The sequence below is a fragment of the Thiorhodovibrio frisius genome, assembly GCF_033954835.1.
Taxonomy (GTDB): Bacteria; Pseudomonadota; Gammaproteobacteria; order Chromatiales; family Chromatiaceae; genus Thiorhodovibrio; species Thiorhodovibrio frisius.
The window spans coordinates 5,042,095-5,061,685 of record NZ_CP121471.1 but is presented as its reverse complement, the minus strand read 5'-3'; the positions used below and the strand labels follow the sequence as shown (position 1 = coordinate 5,061,685).

Here is a 19,591-nt window from a genome sequence, read left to right as displayed (position 1 = left end):
TTTTTGCGGGTGGCCAGCGGTGGCCAGCAGTGGTTAGCAGAATCTTTGCGGCCTTTGTGACGAAGATTGAGTTTGTTGCCGGGTTTTATCGAGGCGATTTGTACTCGGCCCGAAACAGAAAACGCATAGGCTTTAGCGAGAATTCGCCTCTACGAATCAGCCTCAACAGCGGTGCGGATGTCGTTGATGAGTTGCATGACCCACTCGTGTTTCATCTTCCAGGATGCCTTGTTGACGATCAGGCGCGAACTGATGTCGCAGATGTGTTCGAGTGGTACGAGACCATTGGCTTTGAGCGTGTTGCCGCTTTCGACCAGATCAACAATGAGGTCAGACAGACCGACTAGAGGCGCGAGTTCCATGGAGCCGTAGAGCTTGATGATCTCAACCTGCTTGCCCTGGGTGGCGAAATAGCGCTCGGCGCAGCGGACATATTTGGTGGCGATGCGCAGTCGTCCCGGTCGCTGACGCACTGCTTCGGGCATGCCGGCGACCATCATGCGACAGCGTGCGATGCGCAAGTCGAGCGGTTCGTACAGGCCATCACCGCCATGTTCAAGCAGCACGTCCTTGCCGGCGATTCCGATATCGGCCGCGCCATATTGCACATAGGTGGGCACGTCGCTGGCGCGAATGATCACCAGCTTGACCTCGGGCCTGTTGGTGTCGAGGATCAGCTTGCGACTGGTCTCGGGGTCTTCTTGCGGCTGCACGCCAGCGGCGGCTAGCAGCGGCAGGGATTGCTCGAAGATGCGCCCTTTGGAGAGCGCGATGGTCAGTTGTTGGTTCAACCCTGGCTGACTCCCGGATGCTGGACGGCTGGTCGCTATCATCCCGTCAGGCCGCAGCGGCTGTCTCAAGCTTGGCGGACACCCGCCGCACCGTTGCACCCAGGGAGGATAATTTCTCTTCGATATTATCGTAGCCGCGGTCGATATGGTAAATCCGGTCGATCAGGGTTTCGCCCTCGGCGACCAGCGCGGCCAGGACCAGACTCGCCGATGCGCGCAGATCGGTGGCCATGACCGGGGCTGCTGTCAGGTGCTCCACCCCACGACAAATGGCCAGATTGCCTTCAAGACGGATATCCGCCCCCATGCGCTGCATCTCGAGCACATGCATGAAGCGGTTCTCAAACACGGTTTCTGTGATTGTTCCAGTGCCCTCGGCGATGGCGTTGAGTGCACAGAACTGCGCCTGCATGTCGGTTGGAAAAGCCGGGTAGGGCGCGGTATGGACATCGACAGCACGGGGGCGTCGGCCACGCATGTCGAGGTCGATCCAGTCCTCGCCCGTGTCAATTTTGGCGCCCGCCTCTTGCAGCTTGGCCAGCACCGCATCAAGCAGATCGGCGCGGGTGGCGCGCACCCGCACATGCCCGCGGGTCATGGCAGCGGCGACCAGATAGGTACCGGTTTCGATCCGATCAGGCAGTACCGAGTAGTCAGTGCCACTGAGATGTTCGACACCCTCGATAACCAGGGTGCCCGTGCCCGCGCCGCTGATACGCGCGCCCATATTATTGAGAAAATTAGCAAGATCAAGCACTTCTGGTTCGCGCGCGGCATTCTCGAGTACGGTTTGACCTTGCGCCAAGGCCGCTGCCATCATCAAGTTTTCGGTGCCTGTCACTGTGACCTGATCCATGATGAAACGCGCCCCACGCAGCCGTCCGGCGCGCGCCCGCACATAGCCGTTGCGGACTTCAATCTCGGCGCCCATGGCGCGCAGCCCGTCGATATGCAGATTGACCGGTCGCGAGCCGATGGCGCAGCCACCAGGCAATGACACCTCGGCCTCGCCAAAGCGCGCGAGCAGCGGCCCCAGCACCAGAATGGACGCCCGCATGGTTTTGACCAAATCATAGGGCGCGGCGTAAACACTCACCTTGCTAGCGTCTGCGTGAATGCGCATGCGGTCATCCACGGTTAGTCGCACACCCATGCGCCCGAGCAACTCCATGGTGGTGGTGATGTCGCGCAGATGCGGCACATTCGATAACACACAGGGCGTCTCGGCCAACAGGGTGGCCGCCAGGATCGGCAGGGCAGCATTTTTGGCCCCGGCTGCGCGTACCTCGCCTTGGAGAACCGGGCCCCCGGTAATTAGCAGTTTATCCATCTTGTCGTGGTCGGTCGTCGTTCGCCCTAGGTTGGGATTCTGGAGGATGGGTCTGGCGTTGGAATCCCGCTTTGTTACTTGGGCTCTGGTAGTTGGTGATCTGAATTCAGGCTCCGGCGGGGCCGGTCTCGCCCGGCGATTTCGGGAACTCGAGCAGTTCGGCGAGGTTGGAAAATTTGGCGATGCGCACCATGGACTCAGGCCAGTTGATGATCCGCAGCTGGGATCCGCGCGAATTGGCGCGCGCGAGCCAGTCGAGCATCAGCGCCACAGCGGCGCTGCGGGCCTGAGTGACGCCTGCCAGATCGAGTTCCAGTAGCGCCGGTTCCGGTGTTGCTTGATCGCGCCGTCGCGGGAACAGTCGCCTGGACTCGCGCGCGAGATTGGCCACTGTGTGCAGGTTTAGCTCACCTTCGAGCCGAAAACGCCCATCGCCGAGTTCGAGCAGTTGCGCCACAATCCGCTCCCGGCTCAGGTTGCGGTGCGGCTTTTGGCGCGCAATTCCTTAATCAGGCCGTCGATGCCATCGCGACCGATAATGGAGCGGAACTGGCCACGATAGTTGGAAATCAGGCTGACATTTTCGATTACTACGTCGTAGACCTTCCAGGTTCCACGCTTGTTGTGCAGCCGGTAGTCGACCGGAATGGCAGCCGCACCAGGTGCGCGCACCTGGGTCGGGACTATGACCGTGCCCTCGCGCGTGCCGGGCTTGGCGGTCTGGTAGACGATCTCCTGACCTGAGTATTTCAGCAAGGCTGTTGCATAGGTACGCACCAGGACCTCACGAAAGGCATCGACCAGGGCTTGGCGCTGCGCCGGCGTCGCCTTTCGCCAGTCGCTCCCGACGGCCGATTGGGTAATGAGCTCGAAGTCAAAATGCGGTGCCAGATTGCGCCCGACCAGTTCGTAGATCAGCTGCGGCCGGCGATCAATCTCCGCCCGCCTTGCCTCGAGCGTTGAGAGCATTGACTCCGCAGTGTTGCGCACCAGATCGGACGGTGATTGCGCCGCCAAGGAGGCCGCAGACACTGCCGTCATCAAGAGCACGCCCAAGGCGAAAAACTGTCTTCGTTTCATGTCAAGTCTCCGTGAATCAAAACCCTGACCACCCGGCCCCTTGTTTCTCGTCTCTCGCCCGTCAATCCACACCTTCTTCGGCTTTGCTGAGCAGGAAGCGCCCGATCATCTGCTCGAGCACCAGGGCGGATTGCGTGTGTTCTAGCTTGTCGCCATCGGCCAAGGCGTCCATGCTTCCGCCCGGGTCCAGTCCGATGTACTTCTCGCCCAGCAGGCCAGCGGTGAAAATATTGGCGAAGGTGTCGGTGGGAATCTCGTTGAATTGCTCCTCGATCAGCATGGTCACCACGGCTTGAAAGCGCTGCTGGTCGTAGACGATGGATTCGACCCGCCCGACACGCACGCCGGACATGCTCACGGGTGCGCGCACCTTAAGGCTGCCGACGTTGTCGAAGTAGGCAATGATGCGATAACCGTCGCCACCAGTCAGTTGGCTCAGGTTGCTGACGTGCATCGCCAAAAAGAACAGCGCCACCAGGCCGGCAACCATGAAGGCGCCGACCGCGATCTCGAGCATACGCGTTTTGACCATCATTTAGTCTCCGAACATCAGGGCCGTGAGAACGAAATCCAGCGCCAGTACCGCCAGGGCAGCGTTGACAACGGTACGAGTGGTGGAGCGGCTGATTCCGGTTGCCGTTGGGCTCGCGTCATAGCCCTCGAAGAGCGCGATCCAGGTCACGACAAAACCGAAGACCAGGCTTTTGATGACGCCGTTGAGCACGTCCCCCTCGAAGTCGATCTTTGCCTGCATCTGACTCCAGAAGGCACCGGAATCGACGCCGAGAAGGCCAACGCCAACAAAGTAGCCTCCCAGTACCCCGACCGCACTAAACAGGGCGGCAAGCAGCGGCATGGACAGAAAACCGCCAAGCAGCCGCGGGCTCAGCACCCGCTTGACCGGATCGACGGCCATCATCTCAAGCCCCGAGAGCTGCTCGGTGGTTTTCATCAGTCCGATTTCGGCAGTCAGGGCCGAGCCTGCGCGCCCCGCGACCAGCAGGGCTGTGACCACGGGACCAAGCTCGCGTACCAGGGAGGCAGCCACCATGACCCCAAGGCTTTCCGCTGCGCCGAATTGCGAGAGCACATAATAACCCTGTAGCCCGAGCACCATGCCGACAAATAGCCCGGAGACCACCACAATCAGCACCGAGAGCACGCCAATTGCAAAAAGTTGCACGAGCAAAAGTTGCGGGCGCGGCAACAGAGACGGCATCCCGGCCAGCATGCCGAGCAGCAAAAGATGGGCGCGCCCGAAGCGCGCGACCCTGTCGAGCACAGCCCGCCCCACGGCGGCGAGCGCGTTCAAGGGGGCGTTCAGAGGACCGTCGGTCATCGCCGGGGCGCCTCCAGAAAGGCATCAACCGCATCGGCGGCGGGGTAATGGAAGTGCACAGGTCCGTCCGGCAACCCGTCGACGAACTGCCGCACCCAGGATGAGGACTCACGCGCGATGTCCTCCGGAGTGCCTTGACTGATCAGACGCCCATTGGCAATGAGATAAGCGTAATCGGCGATGCTCAGCGTCTCGCGCACATCGTGTGATACCACCAGACTGGTCATGGCGCTGGCATCGTTGAGTTGGCGGATCAGGCTGACCAGCACTCCCATAGAGATCGGGTCCTGCCCGGTGAAGGGCTCGTCGTACATGATCATCATGGGGTCGAGTGCGACCGCTCGCGCCAGAGCCACCCGGCGGGCCATGCCGCCGGATAGGGCGCTTGGCATCACCCGTGCCGCGCCGCGCAGCCCGACAGCTTCGAGCTTCATGAGCACCAAACGTCGCAGTATTGATTCGGGCAGCCGGTAATGCTCGCGCAGCGGGTAGGCGACATTCTCGAACACATCCAGATCCGTTAAGAGCGCCCCGCTTTGAAACAGCATGCCGATGCGGATGCGCAACTGGAAGAGCGCGTTTCGACTCAGCGCGCCGATGTCCAGCCCGTCGACCTCAATGGTGCCCGCGTCGGGCCGCAGCAGCCCGCCGATCAGCTTCAGCAAGGTTGTCTTGCCAGCACCGCTTGGGCCCATGATGGCAGTGACCTTGCCACGCTCGATGTCAAGGTCGAGCTGATCGAAAATGACCTGCTCGCCACGCTGGAAGCTCAGTCCCCGCACCCGCACCAGCGGCTCGGAGCGTTCCGACTCGCTGGCCTCCGGGGTTGGATCAGGGGTTGGATCGGGGGCCATATCGGGCGTCAAGCGAGGACGATAGGGAGAAATGGAGGCCGCCGTCATGTCACGCGATCAGGGGCCAGCGGGAGTATTGGTGGAAGTTCCCTTGCAGCAAACTTGCGCGATTGACAGGATTGGGCATGAGAACCTGCGAGGAGAATCTGGATTGGATTATCGCTGTAGCGAACGAGTGTTCTGTTTTGGACCGGGCAGCGGTCACGGGATCCCGGCGGTAAGGATGCCGTTGTGGAGCCTCTCGGCAGCTTTGAATGAAGAGGCGCTATTGTCTGGGCTTGCTGCAGGTACGTCAAGCGAAGGCGAGCGCATGCAGCGCAATGCTGACGCAGTGAGCGTCAGTGGCTATGATAACAGGGGTGGCGTTTGGCCTGTTTCATTGCCATTCCAGCAAGAGGCGTTGCCCAAAAAGCCTGTACCCCAACAAAAAGCACTGTGCCCAAAATACAATTTGCGCCAGAAACTGGCTGCCACACAAGCACCTGCTCACTTAGCAGCCCCGCATCCAGGAGAGTCAGCCGATGCAAGATGCAATCGAACGGGCAAAAGCCATCCGTGTCGTCATTTTCGACGTTGATGGCGTCTTGACCGATGGCCGCCTGATCATCGGCGACGATGGACAGGAGTACAAAGCCTTTCATTCACGCGATGGGCACGGTATGGCTATGCTCCAGCAGACCGGCGTCAGCTTGGCGGTCATTACTGGGCGTCAATCTCAGGTGGTGCGGTTGCGTATGGAAAGTCTCGGCGTGCGCCATGTCTATCAGGGGCGGCGCGATAAAACGCCAGCCTATGAAGAACTTAAGGCGCGTTTGGAGCTTGCCGACAGCGCCTTTGCTTATGTCGGCGACGATGTGATTGACCTCCCCATTCTGTCTCAGGTCGGGCTTGGCGTCGCGGTTGCGGATGCCCATCCGCTGGTCAAGGCGCATTGCCACTGGCAGACGGAAAACCCCGGCGGCCGCGGCGCGGCGCGCGAGGTCTGCGAGTTCATCATGCGCGCCCAGGATACCCTCGAGCCCATGCTCGCTCGTTATCTCCCACCTCTTAAGGCGGTTTAGGCCGTGGCGATACTCGGTCTCCTGGTTCCAGCCACCCCGGAGGAGCAAAGCTGCTGTTTCAGGAGAGTGCTTATGATCCCGGCCACCTTAACCCTGGTCATTAAAGCGGCTGTTTCGGGGTAAGCATCCATGTTCGCCCAACCCCGTCAGTTGTTACTCGCCGCAGTGTTCGTGTTGCTCGGGCTGCTCGGGCTGTGGTTTGCCCAGCCCAGTCAACAACCGGCCTCGCCCGCTGGTTTGCAAGACGGCCGGCGTCCCGACTATGTCGTCGACGGTGTGCGCGCGCTGGAACTCGATATTCATGGACAGCCCGCCCGTCGACTTAGGGCCGAACAATTGCGTCATTACCCGGATGACGACAGTAACGAACTCGACCAGCCTCGCCTGCGGCTTTACGATGACCAGGCTCCGCCCTGGCATATCCGCTCCGAGCGCGGCTGGATCTCCGCCGGGAATGAGCGAATCGTGCTGAGTGGTGAAGTCCGTGCACGACGCGCCGCCGCGTCCGACCAGGAGGCCATCGCATTCGCGACCAGCTGGATCGAGGTCTTTCCGGATGATGAGCGCGCCGAAACTGATCGTTTCATCGAACTCGACCGCGGGGCAGACCGCATGACCGCCATTGACGGCATGCGCTTCTGGTACAGTGAGCCGATGCGCGGCGAGTTTGTTGGACGCGTGCGTTCCAGATTGGTAACAAGCGAGACGCCAGCCCCGCCACCCGCCGACCAACGTCATGACTGAATCGATTGCTGCCATGAGACTCAAGCATATTCCTGGCCCCAGCCTGGCCCTGACCCTGCTCTGTCTGACAATACTGACTGGCGCACCGGTCTTCGCGCTCGACAGCGACCAGGAGCAGCCGCTGTTTATCGAAGCCGATGCCGTCGAATTCGACGACAATACCGCGCAAAGCTGGTACTTCGGTAATGTCGATATTCAGCAGGGCACCCTGCGCATTCTTGCCGACCAGGTCGAAGTCCAGCACCGTGAAAACCGCCAGCCGCGCATTATTATTGCTGTGGGCGATCCGGCACGCTACCGACAGATACCCGAGGGCGAGACCGAACCGGTTTTGGGGCGATCGCAACGAATGGAATACGATGCGGATCGCGACGAAATCACCTTGATTGATCGCGCCGTGTTGATCCAAGGTCAGGATCGCTTTGCCAATGACCGCATCGTATACAATCGCACCACCGCGCGCGTCACCGCCGGCGCCAATGCGCAGGGCAACGAGCGCGTCAAAATCACCATCACGCCAAAGGAATGACTCCCGGTTCGCACACTCAGGCCGCTCTGGCCTTGCAGGCCGAAGGTCTGGCCAAGAGCTATCGCCGTCGCAGGGTTGTCGATGGTGTTGATATCACCGTCAGGGCTGGTGAAGTTGTCGGTTTGCTCGGTCCCAACGGTGCCGGCAAGACCACCAGCTTCTACATGATCGTCGGTCTGGTGAGCGCTGATTCCGGGCGCATTTTGCTTGCCGGCGAGGATGTCACCCTCGCGCCCATGCACGCACGCGCCCGGCGCGGCCTGAGCTACCTGGCCCAGGAGCCATCCATCTTCCGCAAGCTGAGCGCAACAAACAACCTGATGGCGGTGCTCGAAACCCGCCCAGAACTCGACGACCACCAGCGCCGCCAGTATTGCGAGGCGCTGCTCGATGAGCTTGGCATTGCGCATATCGCCCAATCTCTGGCTCTCAGTTTGTCGGGAGGCGAGCGCCGCCGCCTGGAAATTGCCCGCGCACTTGCCGTCGAGCCGAAAGTCATGTTGCTTGACGAGCCCTTTGCCGGGGTCGACCCGATCGCAGTGGTCGACATTAAAAAAATTATCACCCATTTGAGCGAGCGCGGTATTGGCGTGCTGGTCACCGATCATAACGTGCGAGAAACCCTCGATATTTGTGATCGCGCCTACATCATCAGCGATGGGCAGGTGATTGCCGAAGGTGAGCCCTCGGCCTTGCTCAGCAACACCCAGGTGCGCGCGGTCTATCTTGGCGAGCATTTCCGGCTTTGACGCTCGGCTTTGCGTCGACTTGGCAAAGATCAGCTACAATCAAATTTGCCCTATGCAAATTTCATTCATTGTCCAAGCATCTGTCTATGCCCATCCCGCCGGAGTCCCGCTGCCCGCAGCAGTTCCGTTGAAGGCGTCGCGATGAAGCAGACCATTCAACTGCGCCTCGGCCAGCAGCTGACGATGACGCCGCAGCTGCAGCAAGCGATTAAGCTGCTGCAGCTCTCGACCCTGGATCTCCAGCAGGAAATCCAGCAGGCGCTTGAGTCCAACCTGATGCTCGAGAACGCCGATGACGACCTGCCGGAGCCAGGCACCCGCGAAGACCGCCTGAATCAGGATGAGGCCAGCGCGCAGCGTCTCGAAGAGGCGCGACTCGATAGCTCGTTGCGCCCCGAGCGCGACGGCATGCCCGACGAGTTGCCCACCGACAGCGAATGGACCGACACTTTCGCCGATACCTCCGACAGCTACGCGCCAAGCAGCGGTGCCCAATCCGGTGCTCAATCTGGCAGCCAGTCCGGCGACAGCAATGATTTCGACCTCTTCGCCCAGCGCTCGCGCCCGCAGACGCTGCATGACTACATCGACTGGCAGCTCAACCTGACCCGTTTCGGCGCGCGCGACCAAGCCGTTGCCGAGGCGCTGATCGACGCCATTGACGCCGACGGCTACCTGCATCTGGACCTGAGCGAATTGCCCGCGATTCTGAACGACCCGGAACTTGAGCCGGACGAGATTGAAGCCGTGCTCCATCGCATCCAGAGCTTCGATCCGCCGGGTCTCGCGGCACGCGACCTGCGCGAATGCCTGATCCTGCAACTGCGTCAGCTGACCGATCACCAGCCGCGACGCGACCATGCCCTGAGCATCTGCGAGCACCATTTCGATGCTCTGGGGCGCAACGATCTGGACGCCATGCGCCGTGGCACCAAGCTCAGCGACGATGACTTGGGCCAGGCACTGACGCTGATCCGCTCCCTGAACCCGCGCCCAGGGTCGGCCGTGACCGAGGTGCAACCGGAATACATCAAGCCCGACGTGCTGGTGCGCCGTCGCCACGGCCGCTGGACAGTGGAGCTTAACCCGGATACCACGCCGCGAATTCGCGTCAACGAGAGTTACAGGCAGCTCATTCGGCGTGCCGATAAGGCCGCCGACAATCAGTGCCTGAAATCCCATCTGCAAGAGGCGCAGTGGTTTATCAAAAGCCTGCTGAGTCGCAATGACACCGTGCTGCGGGTAGCGACCAAAATTGTCGAGCTGCAGCAGGACTTTTTCGATTTTGGCGAAGAGGCCATGCGCCCGCTGGTGCTGCGCGACATCGCCGAGACGCTGGAGCTGCATGAATCCACCGTCTCGCGCGTGACAACGCAGAAATACATGCACACCCCCAGGGGCACCTTCGAGTTCAAATATTTCTTTTCAAGTCACGTCAACACCACTTCAGGGGGTGAGTGTTCATCGACCGCCATCCGCGCCTTTATCCGCAAACTGGTCGCCGCAGAGACGCCTAATAAGCCTCTGAGTGACAACAAAATTGCCGAGGTTCTGTCGGATCAGGGCATCAAGGTGGCACGACGAACAGTCGCCAAATACCGCGAAGCCATGGGCATCCCGCCCTCGAACGAGCGCAAGCGGCTCGCATGACGCCAGAGGTTTTCATTACAGAGGGTTTTCATACCAGGGTTCTTTTGTGATGAAATTCCCCAGTCATTGCACCGGCCATCGCCGCGTTCGACCATTCAGGAGTCATAACCTATGCAAATCAAGCTCACCGGGCATCATGTCGACATTACCGAACCACTCAAAGACTATGTCGATAGTAAATTTTCCCGCCTGGAGCGCCATTTCGACCATGTCATCAACGCCAACGTCATCCTGAGTGTCGAGAAGCTCCGCCAGAAGGCGGAAGCCACCCTGCTCGTCAATGGCGCCAACGTTCATGCCGATGCGACGCACGAGGACATGTACGCCGCCATTGACGGGCTGATCGATAAGCTCGACCGTCAGGTGCTCAAGTACAAGGAAAAGCGCCAAAGTCATCGCGCGCCCGGTGCCAAAGTGGCCAGCGCCGAACTTGCCGCTACCGACGAGGCAGCATCGGAAGCGCTTGAGGAGGACTGAGGTCAAACGCATTGCTTGACCCGTTGTCCAAATAACGAACCTACCGACATCCTTCACTGATGACCCATACCGGAGCCGGTCATGCTGGCTCCGGTTTTTGTTTCGTCCACCGGAGAGCCAGCGCACATGTTTCCCCCGCAACTTATCGTCGAGCACCGGGTGCTCGCCGGGGCCAGCATCAGCAGTAAGAAGCGGCTGCTTGAAACCTTGGCCGAGCTGTTGGTTGGCGAGCAGCCCCAGCTCAGCCGCGAGGCGGTATTCGACCGCCTGCTCGAGCGCGAACGCCTCGGCAGCACCGGCCTCGGTCATGGCGTGGCGCTGCCCCATGCGCGCGTGGCGGAGATCACGGACGCCATTGGCGCTTTCATCCAGATCGCCGAGCCCGTCCCCTTCGATGCCATCGACGACCAACCGATTGACCTGGCCTTTGCGCTACTGGTGCCTGAGGGCGCCAACGAGACCCATCTGCAACTATTGGCCAAGCTGGCGGAACTCTTCAACCAGGATCATCTCCGACAGCGCCTGCGCAGCGCCGAGAGCCCACAGGCACTGCTCGACATTCTCACCCAGGCATCTCTGTCGGCATCCAACGGAGTCGCGTGAAAGCTATCGACTCCCTGCAGCGACTTGTCGACAGCCTGAGCAAGCCGCTCAAGCTGCGCTGGGTGCTTGAGCCTCCGCCAGAGCCCATTCCTCTCACTAATCCGCCCCAATCACCGCGCCAGCGGTTGGTGGGCTCCATGAACTGCATCCGCCCGAACCGGGTGCAAATTATCGGCCCGGCCGAATCCGCCTACTTAGGCGATCTGCACCCGGACGCCCGCGCCGACATGATGACGCGGGTTTTTACCGCCCAACCCATTGCGGTCATCTTCTCTGACGGGCTGGAACCTGACCCGGAATTTCGCGCACTTGCAGAGCGGGAACAGACGCCCCTGCTGGGCTCGGGCCTGAACGACCAGGACCTTGTCGAGCACCTGCAACATGTGCTGACCTACGCCTTTGCTGAGCGCATCACCTTGCATGGCGTCTTTCTCGAGGTGCTTGGCATGGGCGTGCTGCTGGTCGGCGACCCCGGCATCGGCAAGAGTGAACTGGCGCTTGAGCTGATCGCGCGCGGCCACCGACTGATCGCCGATGACGCGCCTGAATTCGCTCGGGTTGCGCCGGAGATCATTGAGGGACGCTGCCCGCCCCTGCTGCGCGATTTTCTCGAAGTGCGCGGCCTTGGTGTGCTCAATATTCGCGCCATGTTCGGCGAGAGCGCAGTGCGCGAGACAGACCACCTGAAACTGGTCATCAGCATGCGGATCTACAACAGCAGCGAACTGGCCGGCGTCGACCGCCTGCTCGGCAGCCTGTCCGCGCGCACCATTCTCGGCATCGCAGTGCCGGAAATCACCATTCCAGTGGCACCCGGGCGCAATCTCGCGGTGTTGCTCGAGACCGCCGTGCGCAGTCAAATTCTGCGCATTCGAGGCTATGATGCCGGAGCCGACCTGGCCGAGCGTCAGGCGGAACTCTTGGCCGCCGATGCGCCGGCCTGGGAGGCCGAGTACAGCACCCGCGAGGCCTGGACCTGAATCCTGCGCCCCTGATTCCAGCACCTGACTCCAAGATAGGCCTATCCAACCATGGACTTCATTATCGTCAGTGGACTCTCAGGCGCGGGCAAGAGCGTGGCGCTCAATACGCTCGAAGATATCGGCTATAACTGTATCGATAACCTGCCGCTGTTCCTGCTAAGCGAGCTGGCTCTGGGGTTACTCCAGAGCGAACCGGTCCTGTGCCCGGAGTGCGTTGGCACCGCCGTTGGCATCGATGCACGCAGCAACCCGGACGATCTGCGCCAGCTACCACAGGTGTTGGTGTCGCTCGGCAAACAGGGCATCATCCCACGGCTGATTTTTCTCGAGGCCCAGACCGAACGGCTGATGACGCGCTTTAGCGAGACACGGCGCAAACACCCGCTGACCAGCGAGCAGCGCTCCCTGGCCGAGGCCATCGACTACGAACGCGAACTGCTCGAACCCCTGCGCCAGGTTGCCGATGCGCATATCGACACCACCCACATTAACATCCATGAATTGCGCGATCTGGTGCGTGGCTGTCTCGGTGACGGGCAAAAGCTCAGTACCTCCATCCTGCTGCAATCCTTCGGCTTTAAGAAGGGCGTGCCCGAGTCTTTCGACTTCGTCTTCGACGTGCGCTGCCTGCCCAATCCGCACTGGCAGGAGGAACTGCGCGGCCAAACCGGACGCGATCTGGCTGTGATTAACTATCTTGAAGGTTTTGAGGAGGTGGTGGCCATGCGCGATGACCTCATCGCCTTTCTGGACCGCTGGACCCCCTGCTTCGAGCGCGACGGGCGCAGCTACCTGACCATTGCCATCGGCTGCACCGGTGGCCAGCATCGCTCCGTCTACATGGCCGAGGCCGTGCGCGCGCATTTTGATCGCGGCGGGCGCCGCGCCCTCGTCCGCCACCGGGAGCTGCCGTGACTGTTTCTCTGCTCGTGATCACCCATAATCAGATTGGCGCCGAATTGCTGACCACCGCCACTCGCATGTTTGGCTGTTGTCCGCTTGCCGCATCGGCCATTAATGTGACCGAGTACGACGACCCGGATCAGCTGCAAGCGCTCGCCACGCGCTTGGCGAACGAGCTTGACGACGGCAGTGGACTGCTGATTTTGACCGACCTCTTTGGCTCAACGCCCTCAAACGTGGCCAACAGCATCCGCCAGGGCCACCAGGTGCGGGTGCTGACCGGCGTCAATCTGCCCATGCTGGTGCGCGCGCTGAATTATCATTCGCTCGATCTTGGCGCTATCACCGAAAAGGCGCTTAGCGGCGGGCGCGACGGCGTGTTGCTGTGCCAACTCGATAACGCGCCTGCCAAGACCTAAAACGCAACAACAACTGCTGACTCAACACCAAACCCGTGGTTCGCAAAGACATCGAAATCATCAATCGCCTCGGTCTGCACGCCCGCGCTGCGGCCAAGTTCGTTACCTGCGCCAGCGGTTTTGATAGCACAGTGCAGGTTGAGCGCGAAGGTCGCCGCGTCAATGGCAAGAGCATCATGGGCGTGATGATGCTGGCCGCTGCGCGCGGAACCACCATCAGCATTGAGGCCGATGGTACCGACGAGCAGGAAGTTATGGACGCACTTGAGGCCCTGATTGGCGATTACTTCGGAGAGGGTGAATGACCACCGCCTTCTGCGGGCTCGGCGTTGCCGGCGCTCGCAAGCTTGCCGTTGGCCGAGCCTATTTGCTCAAACAGGAGCCGAGCTTCTCCTCGGAGCCGGTCGAGCACCCCGACGCCGAACTGCGTCGCCTTGACGCTGCGCTCGACGCCGCCCGCCGCCATCTCGAGCGCATTCGCCAACAGATCCCGGCCGACACCCCGACGCACATCGCCGAGTTCATCGACACCCATCTGCTGATGCTTACCGACTCAGCACTGGTTGACGCCACCCGCGATTTGATTCGCGATCAAAACCTTAACGCCGGTTGGGCGCTCAAGCTACAGCGCGACACCCTGGTGCAGGTTTTCGACGAAATGGATGACCCCTACCTGCGCACCCGGCGCGACGATGTTGAGCATGTGGTGCGTCAGATTCAGGTGTTTCTGAGCGGCGTCGAGCAGGTCAACCCCGATCTTGCCACCGATAATGTCGAAGGCGCCGTGGTCGTCGCCGATGACCTGACGCCGGCCGATGCCATCCTGCTGCGCCAGCGCGGTGTCACGGCCTTTGTGACCGAGCATGGCGGGCCCATGTCGCACACGGCTATCCTGGCTCGCAGCCTGGATATTCCAACCGTCATGGGCGTGCATCGCGCTACCGAGGGCTTGCGCCATGGCGAACAACTCGTGGTCAACGCCGAGACTGGCTGCATCCTGGCTACCAGCGATCCTGAGACGCTCGAGTTTTTCCGTCGCCGCCTGAGCAGCGCCGAACATCACCGCGCTGCGCTCAAACAGCTGCTCACCCGCCCCTCGACCAGCCGCGACGGCGTGCCCGTGGTGCTGCTGGCCAATCTGGAACTGCCCGAGGACAGCGCTGCGGCGCAACAAAACGGCGCATCCGGCGTCGGCCTCTACCGGACCGAATTCTTGTATCTCAACCACACCCAGGCGCCGAGTGAGGAAGAACATCTCGCCGATTACCTTGGCATCTTAAAGGCACTGAACGGCCTGCCGCTGACCATCCGCACGCTGGATTTGGGGCTGGATAAAAACATCCAGTATCTGTCCGATCGCCTGCCGCCGCTGACTAACGCGGCGCTCGGCCTGCGCGCCATCCGCCTGTGCTTAAAAGAGCCCGACCTCTTCCTGCCGCAACTGCGCGCCATTCTGCGTGCTTCCGCAGCCGGCCCGGTGCGGCTGATGGTCCCGATGATCTCCACGCTCAACGAGGTCGACACCCTGCTGCGGCTCATCCAGACCACCAAACGCATGCTGCGCAATCAGGGGCTTGCCTTCGATCCGCTCATGCCCATCGGCGGCATGATCGAAGTTCCGGCGGCTGCACTGATGGCCGAATCCCTGGCGCGCCGGCTCGATTTTCTGTCCATCGGCACCAACGACCTGATTCAGTACACTCTGGCTATCGACCGCCTTGATGACTCCGTCAGCTATCTTTACGAGCCCCTGCATCCGGCGATGCTGCGCCTGATTCGCCACATCATCGAGTCTGCGGCCAAAACCCGCACCCGGGTGAGCATGTGTGGTGAAATGGCTGGCGATGCCCGCTATACCCGGTTGCTGCTTGGCCTTGGCCTGCGCGAACTCAGCATGCAGCCCGGCTCCCTGCTCGAAGTCAAAGCGATTGTGCGCGACAGCGACATCGGCGCCCTTGTGCGCACCATGGATAAACTCATGCCGGGGATCGATGATTTGAGCCCGCAAAGCCTGCTCGATCAGCTCGCCGAAGCCGCTTGACTGGGTACCTTGGCGCGTCACCCCAAAGGATCAAAGCCGTCGTTGCTGTCATGTCCAGACAGATGCTGATCGCGCCTACGCCCTTCAAAGGTGGCTACTCAGCCATGGCCACTATTCGTTGGTCTCGTAGGGCGTGACTCGCGCCTGGTCGATGCGGTAGCCGGCGCTGCCGAGTGCGCTGTCGACATTGTCCACCTGCATTTTGCCCTCGACCCACACGGTGTCGAAGAGTGCGCCGACATAGGGCTTGTTCTCCCGGGTGGTGACAAAGACGGTTTGATTGGCCGGTGGCGGTGGGACATGGATGCAGGCACCGAAGTAGGGCACCAGCAGGAATTGATCGATGTCTTCGGCCTCAAGGTTGACCGGCACCACGAATCCAGGCAGGCGCACCTGACGCCCGTTGAGCCCTGGCACCACCGGAGCTTCTTTCCACAGGGCCGCGAGCTTTTCCATCAGGTCCGCCGCGCGTGGGTCTTCGTCGGCGATGTCTTCGGCATTGAAGTTTTCAAGCAGTTTTTCTGGTTGCCAGTCGGCGGGCAGCAGGTCGTCCCAGGTCAGCTCCTCGGCCGATGCGCCGCGCTGTTCAGGTTCGTGCTCGCCGCAGCCCCCCATTAGGCCAGTCAGTAAAACAGCCAGCGCAACGTCAAGCAGCAAAGCCGTGCGCCCGTGTTTGTTCATGCCGTTATCTCTCATTGCCATCTGCCTCGCTTGCAGTGGACGCGACTCTTTGGGTTTCCGAGCAATAGGCGCACAAGCCAAGCACCTCGACTACCGAGCGCCTTGGCTTGAAGCCGCTGCGCGAGGCTGCCACTTGCACACTGTCGCTCAGGCTCGCGTCCTCGATTTCCGTGACCCCGCCGCAGTCGGCGCAGATGAGAAACTGGCTTGCATGCGGATGATCCGGGTGGTTGCAGCCGACAAAGGCATGCAGGGTCTCGAGTTTATGAATCAGGCCCTGCTCGAGGAGAAAATCCAGTGCGCGGTAGACGGTCGGTGGGGCCAAGGGCGCGCCGTCGCGTAACTCTTCGAGGATCTGGTAGGCGCTAAGCGGGCGCTCGCTTTGGCACAAAATCTCCAGCACCCGGCGGCGGCGCGCAGTCAGACGCGCCCCCTGTTGATGGCATCGTCGTTCGGCCAGTTGCAGCATCCGGTCAACTTCGGTTGCCTTGCCCTTGCAGCTGTTTAACGGGTGATCCGTCATGGAATGCACCGATCTGGGCTCTGGTGCCAATCACACCTGGTCATGCTGCTCTCCGGCTCGCCAGGCGCTGCCGCCGCCGCTGGCCAGTGTCGACTGCCGTCGCCAGGCTTGCCAAAGGTGCCGGGCCACCAGGGCCACAATGTAGGCGCTGCCCGCCAGCACGATGATGCTTGGCCCAACCGGCCAATCGGGTGCGTAGGACAGTGCCAGGCCGCCACTGGTTAGCAGGACGCCGAGCAGGGTCGCCAGTAGCATCATCATTGCCAGCGAGCTGGTCCAGAGTCCCGCGATGGCGGCCGGCAAGGTGAGCAGAGCGATGACCAGAATTAGGCCGACGACCTGAATCATCAGCACCACGGTAATGGCGACCAGCACCAGTAGTGCCAGATAGAGCGGCCCGACTGGAATACCGCGCAGACGGGCGAATTCTTCATCGAAAGCCAGGGCAACAAACTGGCGGTAAAAGAGGGTCAGGCTGATCAGCAGCACGGTATCGAGCAGCCCCATGAACAGCAGCTCGCGCTTGGGCACCAGCAGGATGTTGCCGAAGAGAAAGCTCATCAAGTCCGAGGTATAGCCAGGTATCGCGGCAATGAACAGAATGCCGACCGCCATGCCGATTGCCCAGAGAGCGCCGATGGTGGTGTCCTCGCGCACATCGGAATACAGGCGCACCCAGCCGATCAGCAGAGCCGCGATCACCGCTGCCACCAGGGCGCCGAGCAGCGGATCGAAACCGAAATAGACGCCGGCGCCCATGCCCGCCAGCACCGAATGGGCAATGCCGCCGGCGAGAAAGGTGATGCGCTTGACGACCACAAAGGGCCCCATCAGACCACAGCCAAGGCTCGCCAGCAGGCCGGCAAGCAGGGCTTGTTGCAGAAAGCTGTGCTGGGTCAGGGCGCCGAAGAACTCAGTCATGCGCCAATACCTGCGATCTTGCTAGGGGAGCACATCCTCTCGACCCCAGATAGGTCAGCCCAGAATGCGTTAGGGTGAAACAACAGCTTCATCCTCTGCGGTGGTGCCTCGCGATGAGCCTTAGGTTCAGAATGCGTGATCATGCAAAATCCCCCGCACTCGCTCGCCATAGAGGTCGGTGATGACGCGGCCGTCGACCGTGCCGGTGGTATGGCACACCAGGGTGCGGTTAAGACAGGCGACTCGGCTGACATAGCCGGAAATGAAGGCGATGTCGTGGGAAACCACCAGAATGGTCATGCGCGCGTTCAATTGCGCAAGTAGCTCGAAGATCTCCCCTTCCACGCGCTGGTCGATATTCGCGGTGGGCTCGTCGAGGATCAGAATCTCCGGCTCGCCGACCAGTGCACGCGCGAGGAGAACCCGCTGCAACTGGCCGCCGGAGAGCTTGCCGATGGGACGGCGGGCGAGGTCTTCGGCCTCGACCTCGCGCAAGGCCCGGGTCACGGCCGCGCGGTCCTGGGGCGCATAGCGCAGCATCAGTCGCCGGGTACCCAGCCGACCCATCAGCACCGCGTCGGCCACGGTGATGGGGAAATCGCGCGCGAAGGCCGGGTACTGTGGTACATAGCCGATGCGCCGTCGCGCTTGGCGGGGTGCCTGACCCAGCACCCAGAGGCGCCCGGCGGTCGGCTCGAGTAGGCCAAGAATCAGCTTGAGTAGGGTGCTTTTTCCACCGGCATTAGGGCCGACCAGGCCAAGAAACTCGCCGCGTCTGACATCCAGCGTCACGGCATCGAGTACGCGCACGGCATCGTAGGAGAAAGACAATGCCTGCGCGGAAATCACCACCTCGGCGTCAGCGCTGTGTTCAGGCTCAGACTCAAGCTTGGGAGCCGTGTTCATTGTGATTGCCTATCAGCCAACCGCTAATCGTCATCCGCCGTTGGCTGACCGGCAATGACCCGCGCGAGCGCGCGCAGGTTCTCGGCATAATTCACCGAGAGCGGATCGACACTGGCCAGGCGCCCGCCGATGGCTTGCGCCACCCGCTCGGCTGCGCGCTGGTCGAACTGGGGTTGTACCACCACGGCCTCAATGTCGAGAGCCTGCGCCTGTTCGATCAGGGCTGCCAACTGGCGTGCCCCTGGCTCCTTGCCCTCGAACTCCACCGGAATCTGTTGCAGCTGATAAGCATCGGCAAAATAGCCCCAGGCCGGGTGATAAACCAGAAAGGCGCGTTGTTTGAGCCCCCGCAGCTGCTCGTCAAGCTCCGCATCCAGCGCCGCGAGTTCCTGATCGAAGGCCTGCTGATGCTGCCGGTAGTTATCGGCATGCTCGGGATCAAGCGCGCTGAAGCGCTCGCGAATGCGCACCGCCATCTGGCGAGCCAGGCGCGGACTGGTCCAGACGTGGGCATCGAGTTCCTGACCATGCTCATGATCGGGCGCGTGCTCTGGTGCGGCGTGCGGCTCAGCCTGGGTTGCATCTGTGTCGTTGTGGTGATGCGCAGCCATCGGGCGCAGCTCAAGGCCGTCGCGCAGGTCCAGGACCTCCATGCGCGGATTAGCGGTGCGGATGCGGCGCATCCAGGCGTCTTCAAAAGGGACGCCGATGCGCAGGTAAAGATCGGTCTGCGCCAGGGCCGCGACCTGTTGCGGGCGCGGCTCGTAGGTGGCCGGACTTTGTCCCGGCAGCACCATGACCTCGACCTCCACATCATCCCCGCCGACTCGCTGCGCGAAGTATTGGATTGGCAGGACGCTCGCGAACACGCGCAAACGCGCAGCCGGCTCAGCCATGGTGCTGGCAGGCCAGACGGCAGCTAGCAAGACTATTAGAAGGGCAAAAGGTAGAAGGGCGAAAGGCTGAAGCGCCAAGGTCAGCGATTGGTGCGTCCGGCGCGGAGCGCA

The 19,591-nt window shown here is 61.5% G+C and carries 24 protein-coding genes; 12 read left to right on the top strand and 12 right to left on the bottom strand.

The genetic code is table 11. The features are described from left to right. Window positions 1–149 precede the first annotated feature (149 nt). The 7 genes from hisG to Thiofri_RS23055 all read right to left on the bottom strand — a co-directional run bounded on the left by hisG (window position 150) and on the right by Thiofri_RS23055 (window position 5,394). Window positions 150–833: an ATP phosphoribosyltransferase gene (gene hisG / locus Thiofri_RS23085; protein ID WP_051023855.1), complete on the bottom strand. Its 684-nt coding sequence runs from the start codon at window positions 831–833 to the stop codon at window positions 150–152. Between the two features lie 4 nt (window positions 834–837). Next, window positions 838–2,121 (bottom strand): UDP-N-acetylglucosamine 1-carboxyvinyltransferase, encoded by a 1,284-nt coding sequence (gene murA / locus Thiofri_RS23080; RefSeq protein WP_009148871.1) that lies wholly within the window; start codon window positions 2,119–2,121, stop codon window positions 838–840. A 106-nt stretch (window positions 2,122–2,227) separates the two neighbouring features. Further along, window positions 2,228–2,578, bottom strand: coding sequence for an STAS domain-containing protein (locus Thiofri_RS23075; protein ID WP_009148869.1), 351 nt, complete (start codon window positions 2,576–2,578; stop codon window positions 2,228–2,230). 14 nt (window positions 2,579–2,592) lie between these two features. Beyond that, the gene (locus tag Thiofri_RS23070; RefSeq protein WP_009148867.1) at window positions 2,593–3,201 is read right to left on the bottom strand and encodes an MlaC/ttg2D family ABC transporter substrate-binding protein; all 609 of its coding nucleotides are present in this window, start codon (window positions 3,199–3,201) and stop codon (window positions 2,593–2,595) included. Between the two features lie 61 nt (window positions 3,202–3,262). Next, on the bottom strand, window positions 3,263–3,733 hold the full coding sequence (gene mlaD / locus Thiofri_RS23065; protein ID WP_040856788.1) for an outer membrane lipid asymmetry maintenance protein MlaD: 471 nt from the start codon (window positions 3,731–3,733) through the stop codon (window positions 3,263–3,265). Between the two features lie 3 nt (window positions 3,734–3,736). Beyond that, entirely contained in the window at window positions 3,737–4,540 is an 804-nt protein-coding gene (mlaE, locus tag Thiofri_RS23060) for a lipid asymmetry maintenance ABC transporter permease subunit MlaE (protein WP_009148863.1), read from the bottom strand. Further along, window positions 4,537–5,394 (bottom strand): ATP-binding cassette domain-containing protein, encoded by an 858-nt coding sequence (locus Thiofri_RS23055; RefSeq protein ID WP_009148861.1) that lies wholly within the window; start codon window positions 5,392–5,394, stop codon window positions 4,537–4,539. The genes mlaE and Thiofri_RS23055 overlap by 4 nt, the downstream gene beginning before the upstream one ends. Before the next feature lie 521 nt (window positions 5,395–5,915). Between Thiofri_RS23055 and kdsC the strand changes: the two genes are divergently transcribed. The 12 genes from kdsC to ptsP all read left to right on the top strand — a co-directional run bounded on the left by kdsC (window position 5,916) and on the right by ptsP (window position 15,553). Next, a complete protein-coding gene (kdsC, locus tag Thiofri_RS23050; protein WP_009148857.1) occupies window positions 5,916–6,455 on the top strand; it encodes a 3-deoxy-manno-octulosonate-8-phosphatase KdsC in 540 nt (179 codons plus the stop codon). A gap of 129 nt (window positions 6,456–6,584) precedes the next feature. Beyond that, entirely contained in the window at window positions 6,585–7,199 is a 615-nt protein-coding gene (gene lptC, locus Thiofri_RS23045; protein ID WP_009148855.1) for an LPS export ABC transporter periplasmic protein LptC, read from the top strand. Continuing rightward, entirely contained in the window at window positions 7,192–7,728 is a 537-nt protein-coding gene (lptA, locus tag Thiofri_RS23040) for a lipopolysaccharide transport periplasmic protein LptA (protein WP_009148854.1), read from the top strand. Before lptC ends, lptA begins: the two co-directional genes overlap by 8 nt. After that, on the top strand, window positions 7,725–8,477 hold the full coding sequence (gene lptB, locus Thiofri_RS23035) for an LPS export ABC transporter ATP-binding protein (protein WP_009148853.1): 753 nt from the start codon (window positions 7,725–7,727) through the stop codon (window positions 8,475–8,477). Before lptA ends, lptB begins: the two co-directional genes overlap by 4 nt. Before the next feature lie 141 nt (window positions 8,478–8,618). Next, complete coding sequence (locus tag Thiofri_RS23030; RefSeq protein WP_009148851.1) at window positions 8,619–10,127, top strand: RNA polymerase factor sigma-54; 1,509 nt, start codon at window positions 8,619–8,621, stop codon at window positions 10,125–10,127. Window positions 10,128–10,238: 111 nt separating this feature from the next. Then, window positions 10,239–10,604 carry a ribosome hibernation-promoting factor, HPF/YfiA family gene (hpf, locus tag Thiofri_RS23025; protein WP_009148850.1) on the top strand — a complete coding sequence of 122 codons (366 nt, stop codon included), beginning with the start codon at window positions 10,239–10,241 and terminating at the stop codon, window positions 10,602–10,604. Between the two features lie 126 nt (window positions 10,605–10,730). After that, entirely contained in the window at window positions 10,731–11,207 is a 477-nt protein-coding gene (gene ptsN / locus Thiofri_RS23020) for a PTS IIA-like nitrogen regulatory protein PtsN (RefSeq protein WP_040855819.1), read from the top strand. Next, window positions 11,204–12,187, top strand: coding sequence for an HPr(Ser) kinase/phosphatase (gene hprK / locus Thiofri_RS23015; protein WP_009148847.1), 984 nt, complete (start codon window positions 11,204–11,206; stop codon window positions 12,185–12,187). Before ptsN ends, hprK begins: the two co-directional genes overlap by 4 nt. Window positions 12,188–12,238: 51 nt before the next feature. Beyond that, a complete protein-coding gene (rapZ, locus tag Thiofri_RS23010; RefSeq protein ID WP_009148846.1) occupies window positions 12,239–13,105 on the top strand; it encodes an RNase adapter RapZ in 867 nt (288 codons plus the stop codon). After that, window positions 13,102–13,512, top strand: coding sequence for a PTS sugar transporter subunit IIA (locus Thiofri_RS23005; protein WP_009148844.1), 411 nt, complete (start codon window positions 13,102–13,104; stop codon window positions 13,510–13,512). Before rapZ ends, Thiofri_RS23005 begins: the two co-directional genes overlap by 4 nt. Before the next feature lie 35 nt (window positions 13,513–13,547). Beyond that, entirely contained in the window at window positions 13,548–13,817 is a 270-nt protein-coding gene (locus Thiofri_RS23000) for an HPr family phosphocarrier protein (RefSeq protein WP_009148842.1), read from the top strand. Continuing rightward, window positions 13,814–15,553 (top strand): phosphoenolpyruvate--protein phosphotransferase, encoded by a 1,740-nt coding sequence (gene ptsP / locus Thiofri_RS22995; protein ID WP_009148840.1) that lies wholly within the window; start codon window positions 13,814–13,816, stop codon window positions 15,551–15,553. The genes Thiofri_RS23000 and ptsP overlap by 4 nt, the downstream gene beginning before the upstream one ends. Before the next feature lie 111 nt (window positions 15,554–15,664). On the opposite strand, the gene Thiofri_RS22990 is transcribed toward ptsP, so the two are convergent. The 5 genes from Thiofri_RS22990 to Thiofri_RS22970 all read right to left on the bottom strand — a co-directional run bounded on the left by Thiofri_RS22990 (window position 15,665) and on the right by Thiofri_RS22970 (window position 19,480). Next, window positions 15,665–16,234 carry a DUF3299 domain-containing protein gene (locus Thiofri_RS22990; protein WP_040855816.1) on the bottom strand — a complete coding sequence of 190 codons (570 nt, stop codon included), beginning with the start codon at window positions 16,232–16,234 and terminating at the stop codon, window positions 15,665–15,667. A gap of 4 nt (window positions 16,235–16,238) precedes the next feature. Further along, window positions 16,239–16,757 carry a transcriptional repressor gene (locus Thiofri_RS22985; protein WP_009148837.1) on the bottom strand — a complete coding sequence of 173 codons (519 nt, stop codon included), beginning with the start codon at window positions 16,755–16,757 and terminating at the stop codon, window positions 16,239–16,241. A gap of 30 nt (window positions 16,758–16,787) precedes the next feature. Beyond that, the gene (locus Thiofri_RS22980) at window positions 16,788–17,678 is read right to left on the bottom strand and encodes a metal ABC transporter permease (RefSeq protein ID WP_009148836.1); all 891 of its coding nucleotides are present in this window, start codon (window positions 17,676–17,678) and stop codon (window positions 16,788–16,790) included. A gap of 126 nt (window positions 17,679–17,804) precedes the next feature. Then, window positions 17,805–18,584 (bottom strand): metal ABC transporter ATP-binding protein, encoded by a 780-nt coding sequence (locus Thiofri_RS22975; RefSeq protein ID WP_009148835.1) that lies wholly within the window; start codon window positions 18,582–18,584, stop codon window positions 17,805–17,807. Between the two features lie 23 nt (window positions 18,585–18,607). Next, window positions 18,608–19,480 carry a metal ABC transporter solute-binding protein, Zn/Mn family gene (locus Thiofri_RS22970; protein ID WP_143741884.1) on the bottom strand — a complete coding sequence of 291 codons (873 nt, stop codon included), beginning with the start codon at window positions 19,478–19,480 and terminating at the stop codon, window positions 18,608–18,610. Window positions 19,481–19,591 lie beyond the last annotated feature (111 nt).

Coding starts and splice junctions, on each gene's coding strand:
- hisG (WP_051023855.1), bottom strand. CDS start 833: ATGATAGCGACCAGCCGTCCAGCATCCGGGAGTCAGCCAGGGTTGAAC.
- murA (WP_009148871.1), bottom strand. CDS start 2,121: ATGGATAAACTGCTAATTACCGGGGGCCCGGTTCTCCAAGGCGAGGTA.
- Thiofri_RS23070 (WP_009148867.1), bottom strand. CDS start 3,201: ATGAAACGAAGACAGTTTTTCGCCTTGGGCGTGCTCTTGATGACGGCA.
- mlaD (WP_040856788.1), bottom strand. CDS start 3,733: ATGGTCAAAACGCGTATGCTCGAGATCGCGGTCGGCGCCTTCATGGTT.
- mlaE (WP_009148863.1), bottom strand. CDS start 4,540: ATGACCGACGGTCCTCTGAACGCCCCCTTGAACGCGCTCGCCGCCGTG.
- Thiofri_RS23055 (WP_009148861.1), bottom strand. CDS start 5,394: ATGGCCCCCGATCCAACCCCTGATCCAACCCCGGAGGCCAGCGAGTCG.
- kdsC (WP_009148857.1), top strand. CDS start 5,916: ATGCAAGATGCAATCGAACGGGCAAAAGCCATCCGTGTCGTCATTTTC.
- lptC (WP_009148855.1), top strand. CDS start 6,585: ATGTTCGCCCAACCCCGTCAGTTGTTACTCGCCGCAGTGTTCGTGTTG.
- lptA (WP_009148854.1), top strand. CDS start 7,192: ATGACTGAATCGATTGCTGCCATGAGACTCAAGCATATTCCTGGCCCC.
- lptB (WP_009148853.1), top strand. CDS start 7,725: ATGACTCCCGGTTCGCACACTCAGGCCGCTCTGGCCTTGCAGGCCGAA.
- Thiofri_RS23030 (WP_009148851.1), top strand. CDS start 8,619: ATGAAGCAGACCATTCAACTGCGCCTCGGCCAGCAGCTGACGATGACG.
- hpf (WP_009148850.1), top strand. CDS start 10,239: ATGCAAATCAAGCTCACCGGGCATCATGTCGACATTACCGAACCACTC.
- ptsN (WP_040855819.1), top strand. CDS start 10,731: ATGTTTCCCCCGCAACTTATCGTCGAGCACCGGGTGCTCGCCGGGGCC.
- rapZ (WP_009148846.1), top strand. CDS start 12,239: ATGGACTTCATTATCGTCAGTGGACTCTCAGGCGCGGGCAAGAGCGTG.
- ptsP (WP_009148840.1), top strand. CDS start 13,814: ATGACCACCGCCTTCTGCGGGCTCGGCGTTGCCGGCGCTCGCAAGCTT.
- Thiofri_RS22990 (WP_040855816.1), bottom strand. CDS start 16,234: ATGAACAAACACGGGCGCACGGCTTTGCTGCTTGACGTTGCGCTGGCT.
- Thiofri_RS22985 (WP_009148837.1), bottom strand. CDS start 16,757: ATGACGGATCACCCGTTAAACAGCTGCAAGGGCAAGGCAACCGAAGTT.
- Thiofri_RS22980 (WP_009148836.1), bottom strand. CDS start 17,678: ATGACTGAGTTCTTCGGCGCCCTGACCCAGCACAGCTTTCTGCAACAA.
- Thiofri_RS22975 (WP_009148835.1), bottom strand. CDS start 18,584: ATGAACACGGCTCCCAAGCTTGAGTCTGAGCCTGAACACAGCGCTGAC.
- Thiofri_RS22970 (WP_143741884.1), bottom strand. CDS start 19,480: ATGGCTGAGCCGGCTGCGCGTTTGCGCGTGTTCGCGAGCGTCCTGCCA.